Source organism: Corynebacterium pacaense (genome assembly GCF_900169525.1).
In the GTDB taxonomy this organism is placed as follows: Bacteria; Actinomycetota; Actinomycetes; order Mycobacteriales; family Mycobacteriaceae; genus Corynebacterium; species Corynebacterium pacaense.
Window position 1 is genome coordinate 415,010 of sequence record NZ_LT821240.1, and the last position, 17,938, is coordinate 432,947.

A 17,938-nucleotide genomic window follows, 5' to 3' on the forward strand; every position below is an offset into this window, starting at 1 on the left:
CGCCCCGGCCCCTAGGCTCGGTGCAGGGCCTGCTGAATAAGGATATCCAGGAGTTCCTCGTAGCCCACCCCTGACGCGGCGAAGACCTGGGGGTACATCGAGATCGGGGTGAAGCCGGGCATGGTGTTGATCTCGTTGAGCACCGGACCGTCGGCGGTGACGAAGAAGTCCACGCGCGCCAGCCCCTCGCAGGCGAGGGCCTGGAAGGTCTCCACGGCCAGGGACTGGATCAGTTCGGTGGTCGCGGCGTCCAGGGACGCGGGAATCTCGGCGCTGACGACATTGTCCAGATATTTGGTGTCGAAATCGTAGAACCCGCCCTCGCCGGCGCCGGTACCCTCGAGCAGTGCCGGGACCGAGGCCACGATGCGCCCCTCGGGGTACTGCAGCACCCCGCACTCGACCTCGACGCCGACGATCTCCGATTCCACGATGACCTTTTCATCGTGCATCCTGGCGAGCTCAACGGCGGCCCTGAGATCGGCCCAGTCGGTGACCCTGGAGATGCCGATCGAGGATCCCCCGCGCGCGGGTTTGACGAAGACGGGCAGGCCGAGGAGGTTCTTCTCCGCCTCGCTGAGCTCGAAGCGGTTGCGCAGGATCACCTCGCGGCCCACCGGAAGCCCCTCCGCCACCATCAGTTTCTTGGAGAACTCCTTGTCCATGCCCGCGGCCGAGGCCAGGACCCCGGGGCCGACCACGGGGACGTCGGAGAGTGCGAACATCCCCTGCACGGTGCCATCCTCGCCGAAACGTCCGTGCAGAACGGGGAAGATCACGTCGGCGGCGGCGTAGAGGCTGCCATCGGAGTAGTGGAACTCACCGCGGTGCGCGGGATCGAGGCTGGGCCTGACCTCCTCGCGGTGTTCCACCTCCGGCATGCGTCTGTCGACAATGCGCAGCACACCGGGGTCCGACTCCCCGACCACCCAGGCACCGTCGACAGTGATGCCGACGGGGATGACCTCGTATTTATCCGCATCGAGGTGCGAGATCACCGCACCGGCCGAGACGCACGAGACGGCATGTTCTGAGCTGCGGCCGCCGTAGATGACGGCCACGCGGATTTTTCCGGAACTGGGCTTGCTCACTGGGGTACTCACACCGATGAAGCTTACAGCGAATATCTACTCCGCCTTCTTCGACCTGCCCATCAGGGCGACAATCATGTCGCGGACATCCAGACCCTGGTGGCACACGCTGTACACGGCGCGGGTGATGGGCATGTCCACATCGAGGCCGGTGGCCAGATCGAAGATGGAGGCCGAGGAGGTCACGCCCTCGGCCACCTGACCGTGGGTGGCCTCGCGTGCCTGGCGCAGTGACTCACCCCGGCCCAGACGTTCGCCGAAGGTGCGGTTGCGCGAGAGCGGTGAGGAGCAGGTGGCCACCAGGTCGCCCATACCCGCAAGCCCGGAGAAGGTCCGGGCATCCGCACCCATGGCCCTGCCCAGGCGGGCGATTTCGGCGAGTCCCCTGGTGATCAGCGAGGCGTTGGAGTTCTCCCCCAGTCCGTGTCCATGTGCCATTCCGCAGGCCAGCGCGATGACGTTTTTGCAGGCGCCGCCAAGCTCACAGCCGATGACATCGGTGTTGGTGTAGGGGCGGAAGTAGGGTGCGGCCACCGCGGCCTGCACGAGTTTCGCGCGGTTTTCATCCTCGCAGGCGATGACGGTCGCCGCGGGCTGCTCCTCGGCGATCTCCCGGGCCAGGTTCGGCCCGCTGAGGACCGCGATGCGCGAAGGTTCGGCGCCGGCGACCTCCGAGATCACCTGGCTCATCCGCAGGTGCGTTCCCGCCTCGATGCCCTTGGCCAGGCTCACCAGCGTGGCGTCGCCCGGGATGATCTCCCGCCAGGCCGCGAGGTTCTCGCGCAGCGCCTGGCTGGGCACGGCGAGCACGACGATGGACGCCTGTGCCAGGGCCCGCCCCGCGGACGAGGTGGGGCGGATTGATTCCGGCAGAGTGATCCCGGCGAGGTAGTCGGGGTTCTCGCGGTTATCACGAATGGTCTCCGCCAGTTCGGGGCGCCGCGCCCAGAGCGTGACCGAGTTGCCTGCATCAGCGAACACCTTGGCCAGGGTGGTCCCCCATGAGCCCGCACCCATCACCGCGACGGAAACCACCAGATACATCCTTTCGACGTCCTACATTGACGGTTCAAGAGTAACCCAGATGACCGGCCGCCTCGACACGCCGCGACCAATCCCGTGCGCGGTGGCGGGACCTGGGGAACAATGGATGTACATCTCAACTCTCCCCCACTCGAAAGGTGAACCGGCCACACATGTCGAACAAGGCCAATGCACAGCCACACGAGGTGGACAAGGATCAGGATTCCGCGATGCTGATCAATGGCCGTCTGCAACAGATCGGGTCCAAGCCGGCGCAGGACTATGCACGCCCGACCCTTGCCGCTGGGGCCGTGTTGTGGCGCGGTGACATCACCACACCCGATGAGATCGAGGTGGCGGTCATCCACCGCCCGCACTATGACGACTGGTCCCTGGCCAAGGGCAAGGTGGATCCCGGTGAATCCATCCCCACCACCGCCGCCAGGGAGATTCTGGAGGAGACCGGCTATGACATCCGCCTGGGGAAGCTGATCGGCAAGGTCACCTATCCGGTGCTCGATCGTCTGAAGGTGGTCTACTACTGGACCGCGCAGGTCCTCGGCGGCGATTTCACCCCGAACCATGAGGTTGATGAGCTGCGCTGGCTGCCGGTGGATCAGGCCTGTGAACTGCTCAGCTACCAGGTGGACACGGAGGTGCTGGCCAAGGCGGCCAAGCGTTTCCGCACCGCGACAACCACCCGTGTCCTCTACATCCGGCACGCCCGCGCGCACCGCCGTGAGTCCTGGGCCGGCGATGACAACAGGCGACCCCTGGACAAGAAGGGGCGCAGGCAGGCGGAGATGCTCGTTCCCATGCTGCTCCCCTTCAAACCCACCGCCATCTATTCCGCCGTGCCCGACCGCTGCCAGTCCACCGCGCTGCCCCTGGCCGATGAGCTCGGTGTCGAGGTCACGGTGGACGCCCTCTTCGGCGATGACGCCTGGATTGCGGACATGAACTCCGCCAAGGCCCGTTTCATGGAGGTGGTCAACGGCGGCGGCGTGCCCGTGATCGTCGCGCAGGGCACCGTGATCCCGGACATGGTCGCCTGGCTCTCGGCCAACGGCACGCTGCCCATTGACACCGAGATCAAATCGAAAAAGGGCAGCGTCTGGGTGCTGAGCTTCCACGACGGTCAGCTCACCGGAGCCGACTATCTGGCCAGTGCCCTGCCGGTGAAATAGCCAGCTTGTCGACGCCCGCAACGAACCGACCCCCACCGCAACCGCGGTGGGGGTTGTGCGCGGGCGGGAGCGTCGTCAAGCGAGGGTGCGCGGCTTGAAGGCCGGGCGGCTCTTCTCAAACTCGGTGATCTGATCCTCCTTGCGCAGGGTCAGGCCGATATCGTCCAGGCCCTCCATCAGGCGCCAGCGGATGTAGGGGTCGACCTCGAAGCCGACGACCACATCATCAGCGGTGACCTGCTGCTTCTCCAGGTCCACGGTCATCTTCATGCCGGGGTTAGATTCCATGATCTTCCACAGCAGTTCAATGTCCGACTGTTCCATCAGGCCGGTGAGCAGGCCGGCCTTGCCGGAGTTGCCGCGGAAGATGTCGGCGAAGCGGGAGGAGAAGACCACGCGGAATCCGTAGTCCATCAGCGCCCACACCGCATGTTCGCGGGAGGAGCCGGTGCCGAAATCAGGTCCGGCGACCAGGATGGAGCCGTTTTTGTAGGTGTCACTGTTGAGCACGAAGCTCGGGTCACTGCTGCGCCAATTGGAGAACAGTCCGTCCTCGAAGCCCGTGCGGCTGACCCTCTTGAGGTAGACGGCGGGGATGATCTGGTCGGTGTCGACATTGGAGCGCCGCAGCGGGACGGCCACGCCGGTGTGGGTGGTGAATTTTTCCATGGTGTGGGTTCCTTACCCTAGAGATCGGCCGGTGAGGACAGGGTGCCGCGGATCGCGGTCGCCGCCGCGACAGCGGGTGAGACGAGGTGGGTACGCCCACCGGGGCCCTGGCGTCCCTCGAAGTTGCGGTTGGAGGTCGAGGCGGAGCGCTCGCCCGGCCCCAGCTGGTCCGGGTTCATGCCCAGGCACATGGAGCAGCCCGCGGTGCGCCATTCCGCGCCGGCGGCGGTGAAGATCTGATCCAACCCCTCGTCCTCGGCCTGCTTCTTCACCCGCTCGGAGGAGGGCACGACCAGCATGCGGACATCCTCGGCCACCTTGTGGCCCTTGATGATGTCGGCGGCGATGCGCAGATCCTCCATGCGTGCGTTGGTGCAGGAGCCGAGGAAGACGGTGTCAACCCTGATGTCCCGCAGCGGGGTTCCCGGAACGAGGTCCATGTATTTCAGTGCCTTCTCCGCGGCGAACCTGTCGTTGTCGTTGGTGAAGTCCTCCGGGTCCGGCACCGAGGCGCTCAACGGCAGACCCTGGCCCGGGTTGGTACCCCAGGTGATGAAGGGTGTCAGTGCGGAACCGTCGATGTGGACGACCCTGTCAAACTCCGCGCCCTCATCGGTGGGCAGGGTCCTCCAATAGGCCACGGCCTCGTCCCAGTCATTGCCGGTGGGAGCCAGATCGCGACCCCTGACGTAGTCGAAGGTGGTGTCATCGGGGGCAATCATCCCTGCCCTCGCCCCTGCTTCGATGGACATGTTGCACATGGTCATCCGGGCATCCATGGACAGCTTGCGGATGGCCTCTCCGCGGTACTCGAGGACATAGCCCTGACCGCCACCGGTGCCGATCTCCGCGATGATGGCCAGGATCAGATCCTTGGAGGAGACACCGGGCTGCAGCTCGCCGGAGACCTCGATGGCCATGGTCTTGAAGGGCTTCAGCGGCAGAGTCTGGGTCGCCATGACGTGTTCGACCTCGGAGGTGCCGATACCGAAGGCCATGGAGCCGAAGGCACCGTGGGTGGAGGTGTGGGAATCGCCACAGACGATGGTCATGCCCGGCTGGGTGGCGCCGAGCTGGGGGCCGACGGTGTGCACGATGCCCTGTTCCACATCACCCATGGGATGCAGCCGCACCCCGAACTCCGCGCAGTTGGTGCGCAGGGTCTCCACCTGGGTGCGGGAGACCAGGTCATTGATTTCCAGGATGGATCCGGTCTTAATGCCCTCGGTGGGCACGTTGTGGTCCTCGGTTGCCAGGTGCAGGTCGGGGCGGCGCAGCTTCCGGCCGGCCAGGCGCAGACCCTCGAAGGCCTGGGGGGAGGTGACCTCGTGCAGGAGCTGGAGATCGATGTAGAGGAGATCGGGTTCGCCGTTCTCACCCTTGACCACGACATGGTCGCGCCATACCTTTTCGGCCAGTGTCAGCTTCTCTTTCGAGGTGCCGGCATCCACGGGGCTGGTCATGGAATGTCACCATCCTTCATTGTAAAAATCCCACAAGGTGAGATAGAAATATCGTTTAATGAGACAGTATAGCCGATCGTCCCCATGGAACATAACCTTTTCGGCGCGGTCGCCATTCCCCCCGATTTCCCTGTGAGCCCAGTGTTTTCCCGCCCTCCGGCAGCTACCACGGACCCCGGATGAACCGGGGCCCGCCACCATCCCATACAGTGAAATGATAGATTCAGGGTATGGGACAGCAGGACATCATCGAGGACTCCACCGAAAGCGGGATCAAGGTACTCGACCGCGCGGTGCTGATCCTCAACGTCATAGCGGAGGAGCCACGTTCACTGGCGGAACTGGCCACGGTGACGGGCCTCCCGCGCGCCACGGCGCACCGTCTGGCCACCGCACTCGAGGCCCATGGCATGCTCGCCAGGGCGAGGGACAACCGGTGGACCATCGGGGCGCGCCTGGCCTCGCTCGGCGCCCAGGGTGCGGACACCCTGATCGAAACCGCCACCCCCATCATGACGGAGCTGGTCGAGCGCACCGGGGAATCCGTCCAGCTGTACCGGCTGACCGGCGGCTCGCGCACCTGCGTCGCCGCCAGCGGCCCCTCATCGGGCCTGACCAACGTCGTTCCGGTGGGTACCCGGATGCCGCTGAACGCCGGCTCCGCCGCCAGGGTCTTCGCCGCCTACAGCTCAACCCCGCTCACCGACGCCTACACCGCCGAGCAGCTCGAGGAGGTCCGCCACACCGGGCTGGCGGAATCCGTCGGCGAACGCGATATCGGGCTGGCCAGCCTGTCCAGTCCCATCTTCGATTCCAAGGGCACGATGATCGCGGCGCTGTCCATCTCCGGGGTGGCCGAACGCCTCAGGCCCCATCCGGCGGCGGTGTGGGGAACCGAGCTCACAGACGCCGCCCACCGCCTGAGCGCCCTGCTCTAGAGTGCGCGCAGCCGGGTGACAAGGACCCCGAGTTCCCCGCACAGCGGGTTGCCGGGCAAGCGGCGCTCGGCCACCTCGGCCACCGCGCCGTACCACCACTGCTGCTGCTGTTTCGTGGAAGTGAATCGGTCCCACAGCCTCTCCCCCACCAGGCTGTGATCATCGAGAATGGACATGAGGTTGTGTGTCTTGTCCGCCAGGCTGATCAGCACGGCATCGGCGTCCGCATCCGTGGCGAGGTGGTCAAGGTAGGCATCCGCCCTCTCCTGCCAGGTCGGCAGCGAATCATCCTTGGTCACATCCGCAACCAGGGCCAGTACCCGCGGGCCGAAATCCTCCATCATCCGTTCCGCACCGTAACGCTCCGGGACATCCTCGAGGGTGTCGTGAAGGAGGCCGGCGATCAGGACATCCTCATCGTCGGTGACGGTGGACAACAGATACATCACCGCGAACAGGTGGGCGACGTAGGGAATACCGCTGCCCTTACGGACATGGTCCCGGTGGGCGACGCTCGCGGTGTTCACCGCCTTGCCGAGACGCGGGGAGAACGTGCGCGTCATCCCTGGCGGTCCAGGGTGCCGATCTCGGTACCCGCGGCGTCGAGCACCCGCACCGAATCACCGTCGACCCGGAGGGTCGAGGCCGCACCGAGCCAGGTGTCCACATCGACACAGGCCATCATGGTGCTGGCCAGTTCGGACAGCTCCACGGTGTCGTCGACAAGCTCCCAGCTGCCCAGCAGCCGGTTGCATCCGTCGGTTCCGCTGAGCGAGCCGTCCGCGGCGAGCACGAGCTGCGGCTGCCCCGGCGCGCCACTGCCCCAGGTTCCCTCCGGATCGATAGCGGAGGAGGTTGAGGAACAGGCACCGAGCAGCAGCGGGGCAAGTGCGATGAGCAGTGTTTTCAGTTTCATGACCCGACCCTACCTGTGCGGGCCCGCCGGCGGAGACGCTTTTGTGGTGGAAGTCTCGATTCCTTTTTCATCGCGAAATTATCCACGGTGATCTGCACCGATTACAGTCGCGGCGTCCCGCCCGGCACAGTTTCGCGGCCGCTGTCGGTGCACGAAACATCAAACCCTAAAAATATGACCTACCCCTTGAATAGACTCAGACCCGCAACCATCCGCTGATCCTTCAAAAGGGGTTCATCATGACTTTTGCCCTCCTCAGACCAACAACCGGGAGGTCGAGGTCCATTGCGGTCCTCATCCTCATCGTGATCGCCTCCCTGCTCCTGGCCGGATGCTCCAAGAGCGAGAGTGAGGCGATATCCGGGGAGTACTCCGATCTCAACGGCGGCACCTCCAGCAGCGGCAAGGAGTATCTCGATGTCAACCTGCCCGAGGACAACGTGTTCACCACCGCCTCCGATGATGAACTCCTCGATCTTCTGGAAAACGGTACCGGGGCGGTCTACTTCGGATTCCCGCAGTGCCCGTGGTGCCGCAACGCGGTTCCGGTGATGGAGGAGGCGGCGAAGTCCGTCCACCTTGATTCAATCACCTATCTCAACGTCCATGACATCCGTGATGAGAAGCGCCTGGATGAGGCGGGCAACGTGGTCACCGACGAGCCCGGGTCGGAGCTGTATCAGAAGATTCTCGGCATCCTCGGTGACAACGCCCCGGAGTACGAGGGCCTCAATGACCCCGCCCAGCGCCGGATCTACGTACCGCTGGTGGTCGTCGTCGTCGATGGTGAGATCACGGGCACGCACCTGTCCACGGTGGACTCCCAGGAGGATCCCTATGTTCCGCTGACCCCGGAACAGCACGATGAACTGCTCAAGACCTATCAGGATCTGTTCTCCGCGCTGCCCGGCTGCGGCGTGGACAGGTGCTAGTTGTTCTTCCCATGGAGGTCGTGGACAGCGTGGCGTGACGGGATGAGGTGAGGACCTCCGGTATCGATGTGGGTTACCACACTCACTCGATTCCACGGAGGTCCTCATGTCATACGTTACTCATGCCCGCGCCGCGCTCACGGTGAACGGGCGGATCAAGATCGCTCGGCTGGTGATCGAGGATGGGTGGACACAGGCGCGGGTCGCAGAGCGTTTCCAAGTCGCTCGCGGCACGGTTAGGTGTACTGACCCGGAGCGTTGTTGACGTAGGAGAGACCTCCGTAGTCGAGTTGGAGCTGTCTAGGTTCTCAACTCGATCCCACGGAGGTCTCTCGTGTCCCACGTTAATGCCCGGCTGACTCCGGCCGGCAGGTTGATCATGATCCAGCGCATCCAGTCGGGTCGTGCGGTCGCGCATGTCGCGGCGGAAATGGGTATCTCGCGCACGACGGCGTGGCGGTGGTGGCGCCGGTTCCGGGAACACGGCCCGGCAGGTTTGCAGGATCGTTCGAGCGTGGCCCGCTCGCACCCGCGCAGGACGGGAGCGTGCATGCAGACGCGGGTGCGGATCATGCGTCACCTCACACGTCGCGGTCCGGTGTTCATCGCGGGCAAGCTCGGCCTGCATGCCTCAACGGTGGGGCGTGTGCTGCGCCGCCACCACGTCCCGCTGCTACGGGAACTGGACCCAGTCACCGGGGCCGTGATCCGCGCGACCCGCCGATCCGCGCGACGCTACGAGCACGACCATCCAGGCTTACTGATCCACATCGATGTGAAGAAACTCGGCCGCATCCCCGATGGCGGCGGGTGGCGTCTGCACGGCCGCGGCGAACGCCCAAAACGCAAGCGCGGCCTCGGCTACGACTACGTCCACACCGTCATCGACGACCACTCCCGTCTCGCCTACGCGGAGATCCATGACGACGAGAAAGGCACGACAGCGGCCGGGGTTCTCGAACGCGCGATCGCGTTCTACGCAGCCCTCGGGGTCACGGTCGAACGGGTGATCAGTGACAACGCGTTCGCCTACCGCCACTCGACCGCATTCCGGGACGTGATCAACGCGCACGGCATCGGGCAGAAGTTCATCAAACCCCACTGCCCCTGGACGAACGGGAAAGTCGAGAGACTAAAACCGCACCATCGCGACCGAGTGGGCCTATGCGAGACCCTGGACCTCCAACGAGGACCGAACCGCCGGCTTGACGACCTGGCTCGACTACTACAATCTAAACAGAGCCCACCTCGGCATCGGAGGCAAGACCCCCATCGACCGAATCAACAACGGTCGAGGTCAGTACACCTAGCACATAACGCCTGTATGCAGCTACTGAGCGTGAAGTACTGGCGCTTAGCCGAGCTTGCTGCCAGACTCGATGAGATCCGCCAGGACATCGCTGCCACGAATGACCTAGTAAAGAAGATATCCAAGTACCACCTTGTCATCTTCGACGACTTCTTCACCACAGAAATCTCGCCCCACGCAACACGTGTGCTCTTCGAAATCATGGAAGCGCGCACCGGCCAAGCCACCGCCATTGTCTCACAGACCGGCGCCAGTGACTGGGGCAAAATCATCCCCAATCAAGTCACCGCAGAATCCCTCATCAACCGAATCATGCATCCATCAATGACCATCGCACTGAAGGGAGAAACTAACCTCCGCCAGACATACCAACCACGCGAAATACTCTAACAACGCACACAACAAGCCCCCGCGCAACCCCTAGCGCGGGGACTACCCCCACACCGACACTTTCCGCTCAGCAGAATCACGCTTTCCGATCGCCGGAATCATGCTTTCCAACCGCCGCGCTGCACATCCAGAACTCATCGCAAAAGGAGGAACGCGAGCAGCTCCGCCAGCAGAAACGCGAGATCCGGAACAAGCAAGAAAAACTCCTCGAAGGCTTCTACGCCGGAGCCATCCCCACCGAACTCATGGCAACCCAACAACAACAGCTGGATGTCCAACTCAAACTGGTAGAGCGCAGACTGGAGTCAGCCAAGGACAACACCACCGAGATCGAGGAGGTCCTCGGCATCGCCCTTGAGTTGGCCAGCAATTGCCACTCCACCTACAAAAGGGCCGATGAACAGCACAAACGACTAATGAACCAGCTGTTCTTCGAAAAGATCTATGTGCATGCCGATGCAGGCAAAGAACTCCACGCGGTGGGATATCTCAAAGACTGGACTCTAGTCTTTCGTGATCACAACCAGGTCAAAGCAGACAATGCGCCCTACCCGAAGGTCGCCCCCAAGCGGGACACCATCGGCGGGTTAATGGTCAAAATGTGTGCTCGGGTTCCGTACTCCACAGCAGTTCAACCTATAAAAAACGGCCTCGAATAGCCCCCAAAGAGCTATTGCCCCAACATACGTGACAAAACCTCGCTCTTATGCTCTCACCAATCCGCCTCTTGGCGGTTTGATCAACAAGAGTGAAAACCAATAGACCCCGATGCCCTGTCTGCCACGGCACGATGAGGAAGAACGGCACCACGTCCAAAGGAACCACCCGCTGGCGCTGCACCACCTGCAACGCCTCAACAACCCGCACAACGCAAGCCACCGCGGTGCACGCTGCAACCTTCCGAACCTTCATCAACTGGGCCACCAGTACCAAAACCCTCACCCAACTCGCCACCGACACCGGGACTAGCATTTCCACCTTGCAACGACGTTTCACCTGGTGCTGGTACATCAACGTCCCCCACACCCCCGACCCTGCTCGCATCTACGACCAGATCTTCATCGACGGCACCTACCTCGCCGGAGGCTGCTTACTAATCGCCGCCAGCACCACCCACGTCATCAATTGGCACTGGTGCCGACGCGAAACAACCGCCTCCTACACCGACCTCCTACGCACCATCGCCGCCCCACTGTTAGTCACCACCGACGGTGGCCAAGGCGCCCAATCGGCGATCAAAACCTGCTGGCCCACCACGAAAGTCCAGCGCTGCCTCGTTCATGTCCAACGGGTTGTCCGCCGTCACACCACCAGCAGACCACGGACCGACGCAGGAAAAACGCTCTACCGGCTAGCGTTGAAACTCACCAGCATCCGCGACCTTGCCGCCGCTGCCACATGGGTCGCACACCTACACAACTTCGGCACCGTCTACCACGACTACCTCAACGAGAAAACCCCGGTGGACCCACGAGTCCACCCCACCGGTAAGCGCTGGACCTGGACCCATGACCGGATACGCAAAGCCCACAACAGCATGCTCAACCTCTACCGACGAGGACACCTGTTTAACTACCTCACCACCGCAGAAAACCTCACCACCAGTGGTGATACGCATTGAACCGGCCCGGGTTCTGTGCCGCTTCTATGCGGGGAGCGACTCCTCGGTGAGGGCCGCGTAGTAGGTCGCCTCGAACTCGTCGGGGCTGACCATTCCAAGGCTACCGTGAAGCCTTCGGTTGTTGTACCAGTCGACCCATCCGGCGGTCGCGAACTCGACGTCTGCGATTGTCTTGTAGGGGCCGTCGTGGAAGATCGTCGTACGCACGCATTCGGCCTTGTAGAGCCCGTTGATCGTCTCCATAAGCGCGTTGTCGTACGCATCGCCGACGGTCCCGATCGAGGCGGCGATACCCTCGAGCGCGAGATGCTCGGTGAGCATCACGGAGGTGTATTGGGCCCCCGCATCCGAGTGGTGCCGCAGTTGTCCGGGGCCGACTCGGTGGCCTTGCCGGTCACGTTCCCAGAGCGCCATGCGCAGCGGGATCATGACGAGGTCGACATGCTTGGTGGTCTGGACGTGCCAAGACACGATGCGTTGCGAGAACACGTCGAGGATGAACGCGACATACACCCATCCCGCCCAAGTGCGGACATAGGTGAAATCGGTGACCCACGTGTGATCGGGCCGCGGGGCGGTGAAGTCCCGGTTCAGCAGATCCCCGGCCCGGATCCCGTCCTTCACACGGATCGTCGTACGGATCGCTTTCGCCCGCGTGACGCCCGAAAGCCCCAATGCCCGCATGGCACGGTCGACTGCCCCGCGGGAGGCCTCCGGGAGCGCGGTGCGGCGGATCAGGGCGGTCATTTTCTTCCGCCCGTACAACCCCTCCGGAGTCATCCGACGACGTTGCTCACCGGCCTGATCCTCGACGGTCGTCCAGGCGGCGTCACGGACCGCGTCCACGACCATCGCGTCGGCTACTGTACGGGCCGAAATCCGGGGGCGTTTCCAGGACCGGTAGGTGCGTGCCGCGATCTTCATGCCCTGCTCACGCAGGACGCGAACGATCGACTCGACGGCGAAGCCCTCCGAACGCATCTGGTCGATGAAGCCCATCATCAACGGTTGCGGGGGTCGAGCTCCCCCGCGAAGAAAGTCGTCGCCGCGCGCAGGATCGCTACGTCCTCACGGAGCCGACGGTTCTCGGCTTTGAGCCGCTTGATCTCAGCGTGCTCTTCGCTGGTTTGACCTTCTCTGGTGCCGGCATCGATCTCAGCTTGGATCACCCACCGGCGCAGCGACTCCACGCCGACGCCCTCCTGACGCGCAACGGCTGCGATCGCCTTCGCGTTCGATGGGTACTCCGATCGGTGCTCGCGCACCAGCCTGACCGCTCGTTCACGGACCTGCGCATCAATCTTCTTTGGCATGAAGCCATCCTCTCAACTCGAAAAGATGCGGCATCAAACCTGGGCCGGTTCACATTCACCGATCCTGAAACCAACAACGAACACTCTTGAAGGAGGCATCAACGCGGTAATTAAGAACCTCGCCCGCGCTCACCGCGGCTTAAGCGCCGAACACCAACGCACCGCCTGCGATTGGTGGCTCTACCTACATACGCAGATCCCCGGCGACCCTGTCAGGATCGCCGGGGATCAGAGATGGGGACAGGTCGCACTCGCCAAAGCACAAGACCTGATCACAGCTGAAGACCAATCACCGTCTGAAGACGGTCGACCAGCTACCTATGACACCGCGATTGACTCCACCTACCAACACTCTATGGGAGTACAAAAAGGCTGGGTTGGACAATGACACGCCCATAAAAAGCACACATTTTGACCATTAACCCCCATCGGCGTCCACCCCACAGACCAGAAATGCGAAGAGTCCAGGCTTAAAAGCCTGGACTCTTCAATAATTACTTCTGCTCGTATACATAAGAGCTTTCGTGGTACCCCGTACGGGATTTGAACCCGTGTTACCGGCGTGAGAGGCCAGCGTCCTAGGCCACTAGACGAACGGGGCGCGGTACGTGAAAGAGCATATGCGAAACCGGCCGGATCGCACAAATCACCAGTTCAGGCCATATCTTTCAGGTGCGAACAGGAGGGCACCCCCTCCGAGGGATGGAATCGGAGGGGGTGCGGGGTGGATATTGTCATCGTATTGAAGTTTCTCTTCCGATCTCCGCCCACCCGGATGGCTTCAACCTGCTGCCACCGCTTTCCGGCGTCTGGTGCGGAGGTTTCGTCAACCCGAGTAGATTGTTCCTCGTTGTTGCGTCCGCTGTGCCCGTATCGGGCTTAAGGTGCCGGGTGTGGGTTGCTGAAGTTCAAGTAGGCGTTTTCGGATGACTTCCAACGTGTGGTCACTTCGCTGCGAGCTCCTGCTTCACGCATCTCTAGCGCTTTGAAGCCATGGTTGTGGCGATGCCAGCTGCCTCGAGGACGGCGACGTTGCGTCCGAACTTCATCTCTTCTTCACTTACTGCCATACACTCTCCTTTGCCGGTTCGCTTCCAATAGCTCCAGAGCGCTCTTTCCGATATCTCAGCCATCTGTTCATACTGGTCAACAGCTAGTTGGCTTTGAATGTCGGCTATGAACTTCTCTGATGAACCTGACTCTAACCCCCGGCAAACAGCTGGTAAAGCAAAATTGGAAAAGACATACTTTTCCGCATATGGAGCTCCACCCCCGCGTTCATGGACGCCACTGTTCATGGGTATAGTACGCCCGTACTTCAAGGGGTAGTGATTTTTCAGGCACGGCAGAAAAGCACCGCATCCCCCTGGAGGGAAGCGGTGCTTTCATTTGTACCCCGTACGGGATTTGAACCCGTGTTACCGGCGTGAGAGGCCAGCGTCCTAGGCCGCTAGACGAACGGGGCATGAGGACAGTGATCATTTTTTTCCAGCTGATCACAGCTGGCCTACCAGGACTCGAACCTAGAATGACGGTACCAGAAACCGTAGTGTTGCCAATTACACCATAGGCCAATGTTTCATCAGCGCGCCCTGCTTTAAGCGTTCTGCGCTGTGCAACGGGTAATACTATAACCACAAGCGTGCAACATGGACAAATCTGCAGGTAAAGGACGAATTAGCCGACGATGGCCGCTAGACTTGGTTCCAACGTGATCAACAACAACAGTGAGATGAACCGATGCCATTCCCCGCGCTGCTCCTGCCCCTGATCTTCTGGAGCGCCCTTGCTGTCCTGTCATCCTGGGCCGTCAGTCGAGCCGTTCCCCTGACCGCATCGCAGTCGGTGAGGATCAATGCACCCATGCCCCTGGTGTGGGAGACCATCACCGATATTGAGCGCTATCCCGAATGGAATGACCACCTCATCGAGGCCCAGACCGTCGGGGAGCTCTCGGAGGGTGCGCGTTTCAAGGTCAGGGCACGCCACCCGGAGACGAAGCGCCTGCGTATCCGGTTCTCACCGACGATCACCTCCTGGACCGTGGGCGAGGAGGTGACCTGGACAACGAAGCTCCTGACCAAATGGCTGCTCACCGTCACCCAGACGATCAGGTTGACCGAGAGCGACGGCGGGGCCACCACGCTGACCCGGGAGATGAGCTTCACCGGTGCGCTCTCACCCGGTGTGCCGTTCATGATCAGCGTCGAGAAACTGCAGAAGGCCTCCAATCAGAAGTTGAAGGATCTGATTGAAGGCACGGCGGAGTGAGGCGGAAGCGCTCGCGTCAGGCGCTGTAGGGGGTTACGGCACGGGCCGCACGCAGCCGCGCCAGCGTCGACTCGCGACCGAGCAGCTCCATCGACTCGAACAGCGGCGGCGAGATCGCCTCGCCGGAGATCGCCACCCGCAGCGCGCCGTAGGCCACGCGGGGTTTGAGGCCGAGGTCCTCGATCAGAGCCTTGGACAGGGCGGCCTCGATGGCCGGCGTCGTCCACTCCCCCACGGCCTCCAGTGCCACGATCCCGGCGTCAAGAGGCTCGGTGGCGGTGTCCTTGAGATTCTTCTTCGCGGCCTTCTCGTTGAGCACGAGATCAGTATCAGCGGTGACGAGGAACTTCAGTAGATCCCAGGCCTCCGAGAGCGTCTTGATGCGGGTCTGCACGAGATCGGCGGCGATCGCGAACTTCTCCGCCGGGTAGTCCACCGGAAAGCCCGTGTACCGCGTGAGGTAGTCGCGCAGCCGCCCGGCGAAGTCGGCGGGCTCCAGCAGCCTGATGTGGTCGGCGTTGATGGACTCGAGCTTCTTCTGATCGAAGCGTGCGGGGTTGCCCAGCACATCCTTGATGTCGAAGTGTGCCACGAACTCATCCACGGAGAAGATGTCCTGGTCCGCGGACAGCGACCAGCCCAGCAGTGCCAGGTAGTTGACCATGCCCTCCGGGATGATGCCGTGGTCACGGTGGTTGAAGAGGTTGGACTGCGGGTCGCGCTTGGACAGCTTCTTGTTGCCCTCCCCCATGACAAAGGGGAGATGACCGAACTCGGGTGTGCGGGAGGCGACGCCGATCCGCTTGAGCGCCTCATAGAGGGCCAGCTGACGCGGGGTGGAGGGCAGCAGATCCTCGCCGCGCAGCACGTGGGTGATCTCCATCAGTGCATCGTCAACCGGGTTGACCAGCGTGTACAGGGGCTGACCGTTGGATCGGGCGACCACGAAGTCCGGCTGGGTGAATGACTTGAACTCCACCTCGCCACGGACCAGGTCCGTCCACCTCCAGTCCTGGTCGGGCATGCGCAGACGCCATACCGGCTTGCGGCCCCCGGCCTCGAAGTCGGCGATCTGCGCGGGGCTGAGGTCGCGGTCGAAGTTGTCGTATCCGAGTTTGGGATCGCGTCCGGCGGCCCGGTGCCGCTCCTCCACCTCCTCCGCCGTGGAGTAGGCGGGGTACACCTCGCCGGCGTCGATAAGCTTCTTGAGCACGTCCTGGTAGATCGCGGTGCGCTGGCTCTGCCGGTAGGGCTCGTGGGGGCCACCGACCTCCACGCCCTCGTCCCAGTCCATGCCCAGCCACCGCAGGGATTCCACGATCGCGGCATAGGACTCCTCGGAGTCACGCGCCGCATCGGTATCCTCGATACGGAAGATCAGCTTCCCGCCGGTATGGCGGGCGTACGCCCAGTTGAACAGGGCGGTGCGCACCATTCCGACGTGGGGGGTGCCTGTGGGTGAGGGACAGAAACGTACACGAACTTCAGTCATGGTGGCTATGGTAATCGCCCGGGTCCGGGGAGGCTCGTTCGCCCCGGCAACCGTGGGGGCTAGAATGGCTCTCCATGTGTGCCCACCGAGATCCCCACGCCCCGTCGAGCGCCCCGGATTTCCTCCTGTCCCGGGCGCACGGATCGGTGCGCACCCAGGGGACGGTCGGGAGTTTCACCGATCCCTGGTCCGCGGTGGAGGCACTGAGAGGAGGGGAGGCGGAGATGGTGGTCGGTGCCATCCCCTTCGACCGGGGCGCGGCGGCGGCTCTGACGGTGCCCGAGCGCATCATCCGCGAGGACGGTCCGCTGGAACCGCACTCCTACTACCGCTTCGGCCCCGGCTCGGTGCTCAACGCCTCGGTCGCCGGCATCGACCCCTCGCCGGAGGTGCACCTGGAACGGGTGCGGGCGGCCATCGGGACGATCCGCAACACCGCACTCAACAAGGTCGTCCTCGCCCGGGCCGTGGACATCGCCTTCGATCCCGCGGTCGACCCGCGGCTGGTGGCGGCGCGTCTGATAGACAACTCCTTCAACCGTGACGGCTTTATCACCGATCTCTCCCCCGCCGGCCCCGCCCACGCCGGGCACATGCTGGTGGGATCATCTCCAGAGGTGCTGATCAAACGCCAGGGCTCGACGGTCACCGCCTATCCCCTCGCCGGTTCCGCCCCCAGGTCAGCGGACCGGGCCGTCGACGATGCCGCGGCACGGTCACTTTCGGCCAGCGCCAAGAACCTCGAGGAGCACCGCTACGTCATCGACCACATCCGCGCCGCGCTGACGCCCCTGTGCCGGACGCTCGACATCCCCGAGACACCCGAACTGACGTGCACGAATGAGATGTGGCACCTGGCCACACCGATCACTGGCACGCTGCGCGATCCCGCGGGCACCGCCCTCGAGCTCGCCCTGCTCGTCCACCCGACCCCGGCCATCTGCGGCAGCCCGACGGACGCCGCCGAGGCACTGATCGCCGAGGCGGAGTCCCCTCGCGGTTTCTACGCAGGTGCCGTCGGCTGGTCCGACTCCTCCGGGGACGGCGAGTACATGGTCGCGATCAGATGCGCGGAGGTTTCCGCCGACGGGAGATCCGCACGGGCCTGGGCCGGTGGTGGCATCGTCGCCGATTCCGATGCGGAGGACGAGCTGGAGGAGACGACGGCGAAGCTGCGCACGATCATGCGCGCGCTGGGACTGTAGAAACCTCACAGTAGAATCCCCACAGCAGAAACCCCGACCGCGGAAACCCACGGTCGGGAATGGGCTCGCCGTGACGCGGTGCCCCGCAGCGAACCCGCACGGACCCCCGGACGCCGGG

At 63.3% G+C, this 17,938-nt stretch carries 15 protein-coding genes, 3 tRNA genes and 3 pseudogenes; 10 read left to right on the forward strand and 11 right to left on the reverse strand.

The features are described from left to right. Nucleotides 1-11: 11 nt before the first annotated feature. Nucleotides 12-1,091 carry a D-alanine--D-alanine ligase family protein gene (locus B7E02_RS09040; RefSeq protein ID WP_080795187.1) on the reverse strand — a complete coding sequence of 360 codons (1,080 nt, stop codon included), beginning with the start codon at nucleotides 1,089-1,091 and terminating at the stop codon, nucleotides 12-14. A 36-nt stretch (nucleotides 1,092-1,127) separates the two neighbouring features. Continuing rightward, on the reverse strand, nucleotides 1,128-2,135 hold the full coding sequence (locus B7E02_RS09045; RefSeq protein ID WP_080795189.1) for an NAD(P)H-dependent glycerol-3-phosphate dehydrogenase: 1,008 nt from the start codon (nucleotides 2,133-2,135) through the stop codon (nucleotides 1,128-1,130). 152 nt (nucleotides 2,136-2,287) lie between these two features. Between B7E02_RS09045 and B7E02_RS09050 the strand changes: the two genes are divergently transcribed. Then, on the forward strand, nucleotides 2,288-3,301 hold the full coding sequence (locus tag B7E02_RS09050; RefSeq protein WP_080795192.1) for an NUDIX hydrolase: 1,014 nt from the start codon (nucleotides 2,288-2,290) through the stop codon (nucleotides 3,299-3,301). 75 nt (nucleotides 3,302-3,376) lie between these two features. On the opposite strand, the gene leuD is transcribed toward B7E02_RS09050, so the two are convergent. Both leuD and leuC read right to left on the reverse strand, forming a co-directional pair. Continuing rightward, entirely contained in the window at nucleotides 3,377-3,970 is a 594-nt protein-coding gene (leuD, locus tag B7E02_RS09055) for a 3-isopropylmalate dehydratase small subunit (protein WP_080795196.1), read from the reverse strand. 17 nt (nucleotides 3,971-3,987) lie between these two features. Then, a complete protein-coding gene (leuC, locus tag B7E02_RS09060; protein WP_080795199.1) occupies nucleotides 3,988-5,433 on the reverse strand; it encodes a 3-isopropylmalate dehydratase large subunit in 1,446 nt (481 codons plus the stop codon). A 230-nt stretch (nucleotides 5,434-5,663) separates the two neighbouring features. Here leuC and B7E02_RS09065 point away from each other — a divergent pair, with 230 nt between their 5' ends. Then, nucleotides 5,664-6,371, forward strand: coding sequence for an IclR family transcriptional regulator (locus B7E02_RS09065; protein WP_080795202.1), 708 nt, complete (start codon nucleotides 5,664-5,666; stop codon nucleotides 6,369-6,371). On the opposite strand, the gene B7E02_RS09070 is transcribed toward B7E02_RS09065, so the two are convergent. Continuing rightward, a complete protein-coding gene (locus B7E02_RS09070; RefSeq protein WP_080795206.1) occupies nucleotides 6,368-6,934 on the reverse strand; it encodes an HD domain-containing protein in 567 nt (188 codons plus the stop codon). The genes B7E02_RS09065 and B7E02_RS09070 overlap by 4 nt on opposite strands. Beyond that, nucleotides 6,931-7,287, reverse strand: coding sequence for an META domain-containing protein (locus tag B7E02_RS09075; RefSeq protein ID WP_080795209.1), 357 nt, complete (start codon nucleotides 7,285-7,287; stop codon nucleotides 6,931-6,933). Before B7E02_RS09075 ends, B7E02_RS09070 begins: the two co-directional genes overlap by 4 nt. A 239-nt stretch (nucleotides 7,288-7,526) precedes the next feature. Between B7E02_RS09075 and B7E02_RS09080 the strand changes: the two genes are divergently transcribed. The 5 genes and pseudogenes from B7E02_RS09080 to B7E02_RS09100 all read left to right on the forward strand — a co-directional run bounded on the left by B7E02_RS09080 (nucleotide 7,527) and on the right by B7E02_RS09100 (nucleotide 11,539). Next, nucleotides 7,527-8,219, forward strand: coding sequence for a hypothetical protein (locus B7E02_RS09080; protein WP_143336719.1), 693 nt, complete (start codon nucleotides 7,527-7,529; stop codon nucleotides 8,217-8,219). Nucleotides 8,220-8,553: 334 nt separating this feature from the next. Beyond that, nucleotides 8,554-9,529: pseudogene (locus tag B7E02_RS09085) on the forward strand (IS481 family transposase). 50 nt (nucleotides 9,530-9,579) lie between these two features. Continuing rightward, nucleotides 9,580-9,918: pseudogene (locus B7E02_RS09090) on the forward strand (ATP-binding protein); the annotation flags it as partial. A gap of 245 nt (nucleotides 9,919-10,163) precedes the next feature. Next, nucleotides 10,164-10,577 (forward strand): hypothetical protein, encoded by a 414-nt coding sequence (locus B7E02_RS09095; protein ID WP_080795215.1) that lies wholly within the window; start codon nucleotides 10,164-10,166, stop codon nucleotides 10,575-10,577. Between the two features lie 89 nt (nucleotides 10,578-10,666). Continuing rightward, on the forward strand, nucleotides 10,667-11,539 hold the full coding sequence (locus tag B7E02_RS09100) for an IS1249 family transposase (protein WP_281248237.1): 873 nt from the start codon (nucleotides 10,667-10,669) through the stop codon (nucleotides 11,537-11,539). 24 nt (nucleotides 11,540-11,563) lie between these two features. On the opposite strand, the gene B7E02_RS09105 is transcribed toward B7E02_RS09100, so the two are convergent. Further along, a protein-coding gene (locus B7E02_RS09105; protein ID WP_143336607.1) for an IS3 family transposase occupies nucleotides 11,564-12,852 on the reverse strand; the annotation gives its coding sequence in 2 pieces (ribosomal slippage) (nucleotides 11,564-12,579 and nucleotides 12,579-12,852; 1,290 coding nt in all). A 64-nt stretch (nucleotides 12,853-12,916) separates the two neighbouring features. Here B7E02_RS09105 and B7E02_RS14085 point away from each other — a divergent pair. Beyond that, a pseudogene (locus B7E02_RS14085) lies at nucleotides 12,917-13,240 on the forward strand (IS256 family transposase); the annotation flags it as partial. A gap of 137 nt (nucleotides 13,241-13,377) precedes the next feature. On the opposite strand, the gene B7E02_RS09110 reads toward B7E02_RS14085, so the two are convergent. The 3 genes from B7E02_RS09110 to B7E02_RS09120 all read right to left on the reverse strand — a co-directional run bounded on the left by B7E02_RS09110 (nucleotide 13,378) and on the right by B7E02_RS09120 (nucleotide 14,426). Continuing rightward, nucleotides 13,378-13,453 (reverse strand) — tRNA-Glu (locus B7E02_RS09110). A gap of 791 nt (nucleotides 13,454-14,244) precedes the next feature. Beyond that, a tRNA-Glu gene (locus B7E02_RS09115) sits at nucleotides 14,245-14,317 on the reverse strand. 37 nt (nucleotides 14,318-14,354) lie between these two features. Next, a tRNA-Gln gene (locus B7E02_RS09120) sits at nucleotides 14,355-14,426 on the reverse strand. A gap of 166 nt (nucleotides 14,427-14,592) precedes the next feature. Between B7E02_RS09120 and B7E02_RS09125 the strand changes: the two genes are divergently transcribed. Continuing rightward, the gene (locus B7E02_RS09125; RefSeq protein ID WP_080795217.1) at nucleotides 14,593-15,123 is read left to right on the forward strand and encodes an SRPBCC domain-containing protein; all 531 of its coding nucleotides are present in this window, start codon (nucleotides 14,593-14,595) and stop codon (nucleotides 15,121-15,123) included. A 16-nt stretch (nucleotides 15,124-15,139) separates the two neighbouring features. Here B7E02_RS09125 and gltX read toward each other — a convergent pair whose 3' ends face one another. Next, a complete protein-coding gene (gene gltX / locus B7E02_RS09130) occupies nucleotides 15,140-16,624 on the reverse strand; it encodes a glutamate--tRNA ligase (RefSeq protein ID WP_179129745.1) in 1,485 nt (494 codons plus the stop codon). A gap of 65 nt (nucleotides 16,625-16,689) precedes the next feature. Between gltX and B7E02_RS09135 the strand changes: the two genes are divergently transcribed. Next, nucleotides 16,690-17,820: an isochorismate synthase gene (locus B7E02_RS09135; RefSeq protein WP_080795224.1), complete on the forward strand. Its 1,131-nt coding sequence runs from the start codon at nucleotides 16,690-16,692 to the stop codon at nucleotides 17,818-17,820. Nucleotides 17,821-17,938 lie beyond the last annotated feature (118 nt).

Bases quoted from the DNA above. Each gene is read 5' to 3' on its own strand.
- leuC (WP_080795199.1), bottom strand. From the start codon at position 5,433: ATGACCAGCCCCGTGGATGCCGGCACCTCGAAAGAGAAGCTGACACTG.
- B7E02_RS09125 (WP_080795217.1), top strand. From the start codon at position 14,593: ATGCCATTCCCCGCGCTGCTCCTGCCCCTGATCTTCTGGAGCGCCCTT.
- leuD (WP_080795196.1), bottom strand. From the start codon at position 3,970: ATGGAAAAATTCACCACCCACACCGGCGTGGCCGTCCCGCTGCGGCGC.
- B7E02_RS09065 (WP_080795202.1), top strand. From the start codon at position 5,664: ATGGGACAGCAGGACATCATCGAGGACTCCACCGAAAGCGGGATCAAG.
- B7E02_RS09095 (WP_080795215.1), top strand. From the start codon at position 10,164: ATGGCAACCCAACAACAACAGCTGGATGTCCAACTCAAACTGGTAGAG.
- B7E02_RS09045 (WP_080795189.1), bottom strand. From the start codon at position 2,135: ATGTATCTGGTGGTTTCCGTCGCGGTGATGGGTGCGGGCTCATGGGGG.
- B7E02_RS09135 (WP_080795224.1), top strand. From the start codon at position 16,690: ATGTGTGCCCACCGAGATCCCCACGCCCCGTCGAGCGCCCCGGATTTC.
- B7E02_RS09050 (WP_080795192.1), top strand. From the start codon at position 2,288: ATGTCGAACAAGGCCAATGCACAGCCACACGAGGTGGACAAGGATCAG.
- B7E02_RS09075 (WP_080795209.1), bottom strand. From the start codon at position 7,287: ATGAAACTGAAAACACTGCTCATCGCACTTGCCCCGCTGCTGCTCGGT.
- B7E02_RS09080 (WP_143336719.1), top strand. From the start codon at position 7,527: ATGACTTTTGCCCTCCTCAGACCAACAACCGGGAGGTCGAGGTCCATT.
- B7E02_RS09070 (WP_080795206.1), bottom strand. From the start codon at position 6,934: ATGACGCGCACGTTCTCCCCGCGTCTCGGCAAGGCGGTGAACACCGCG.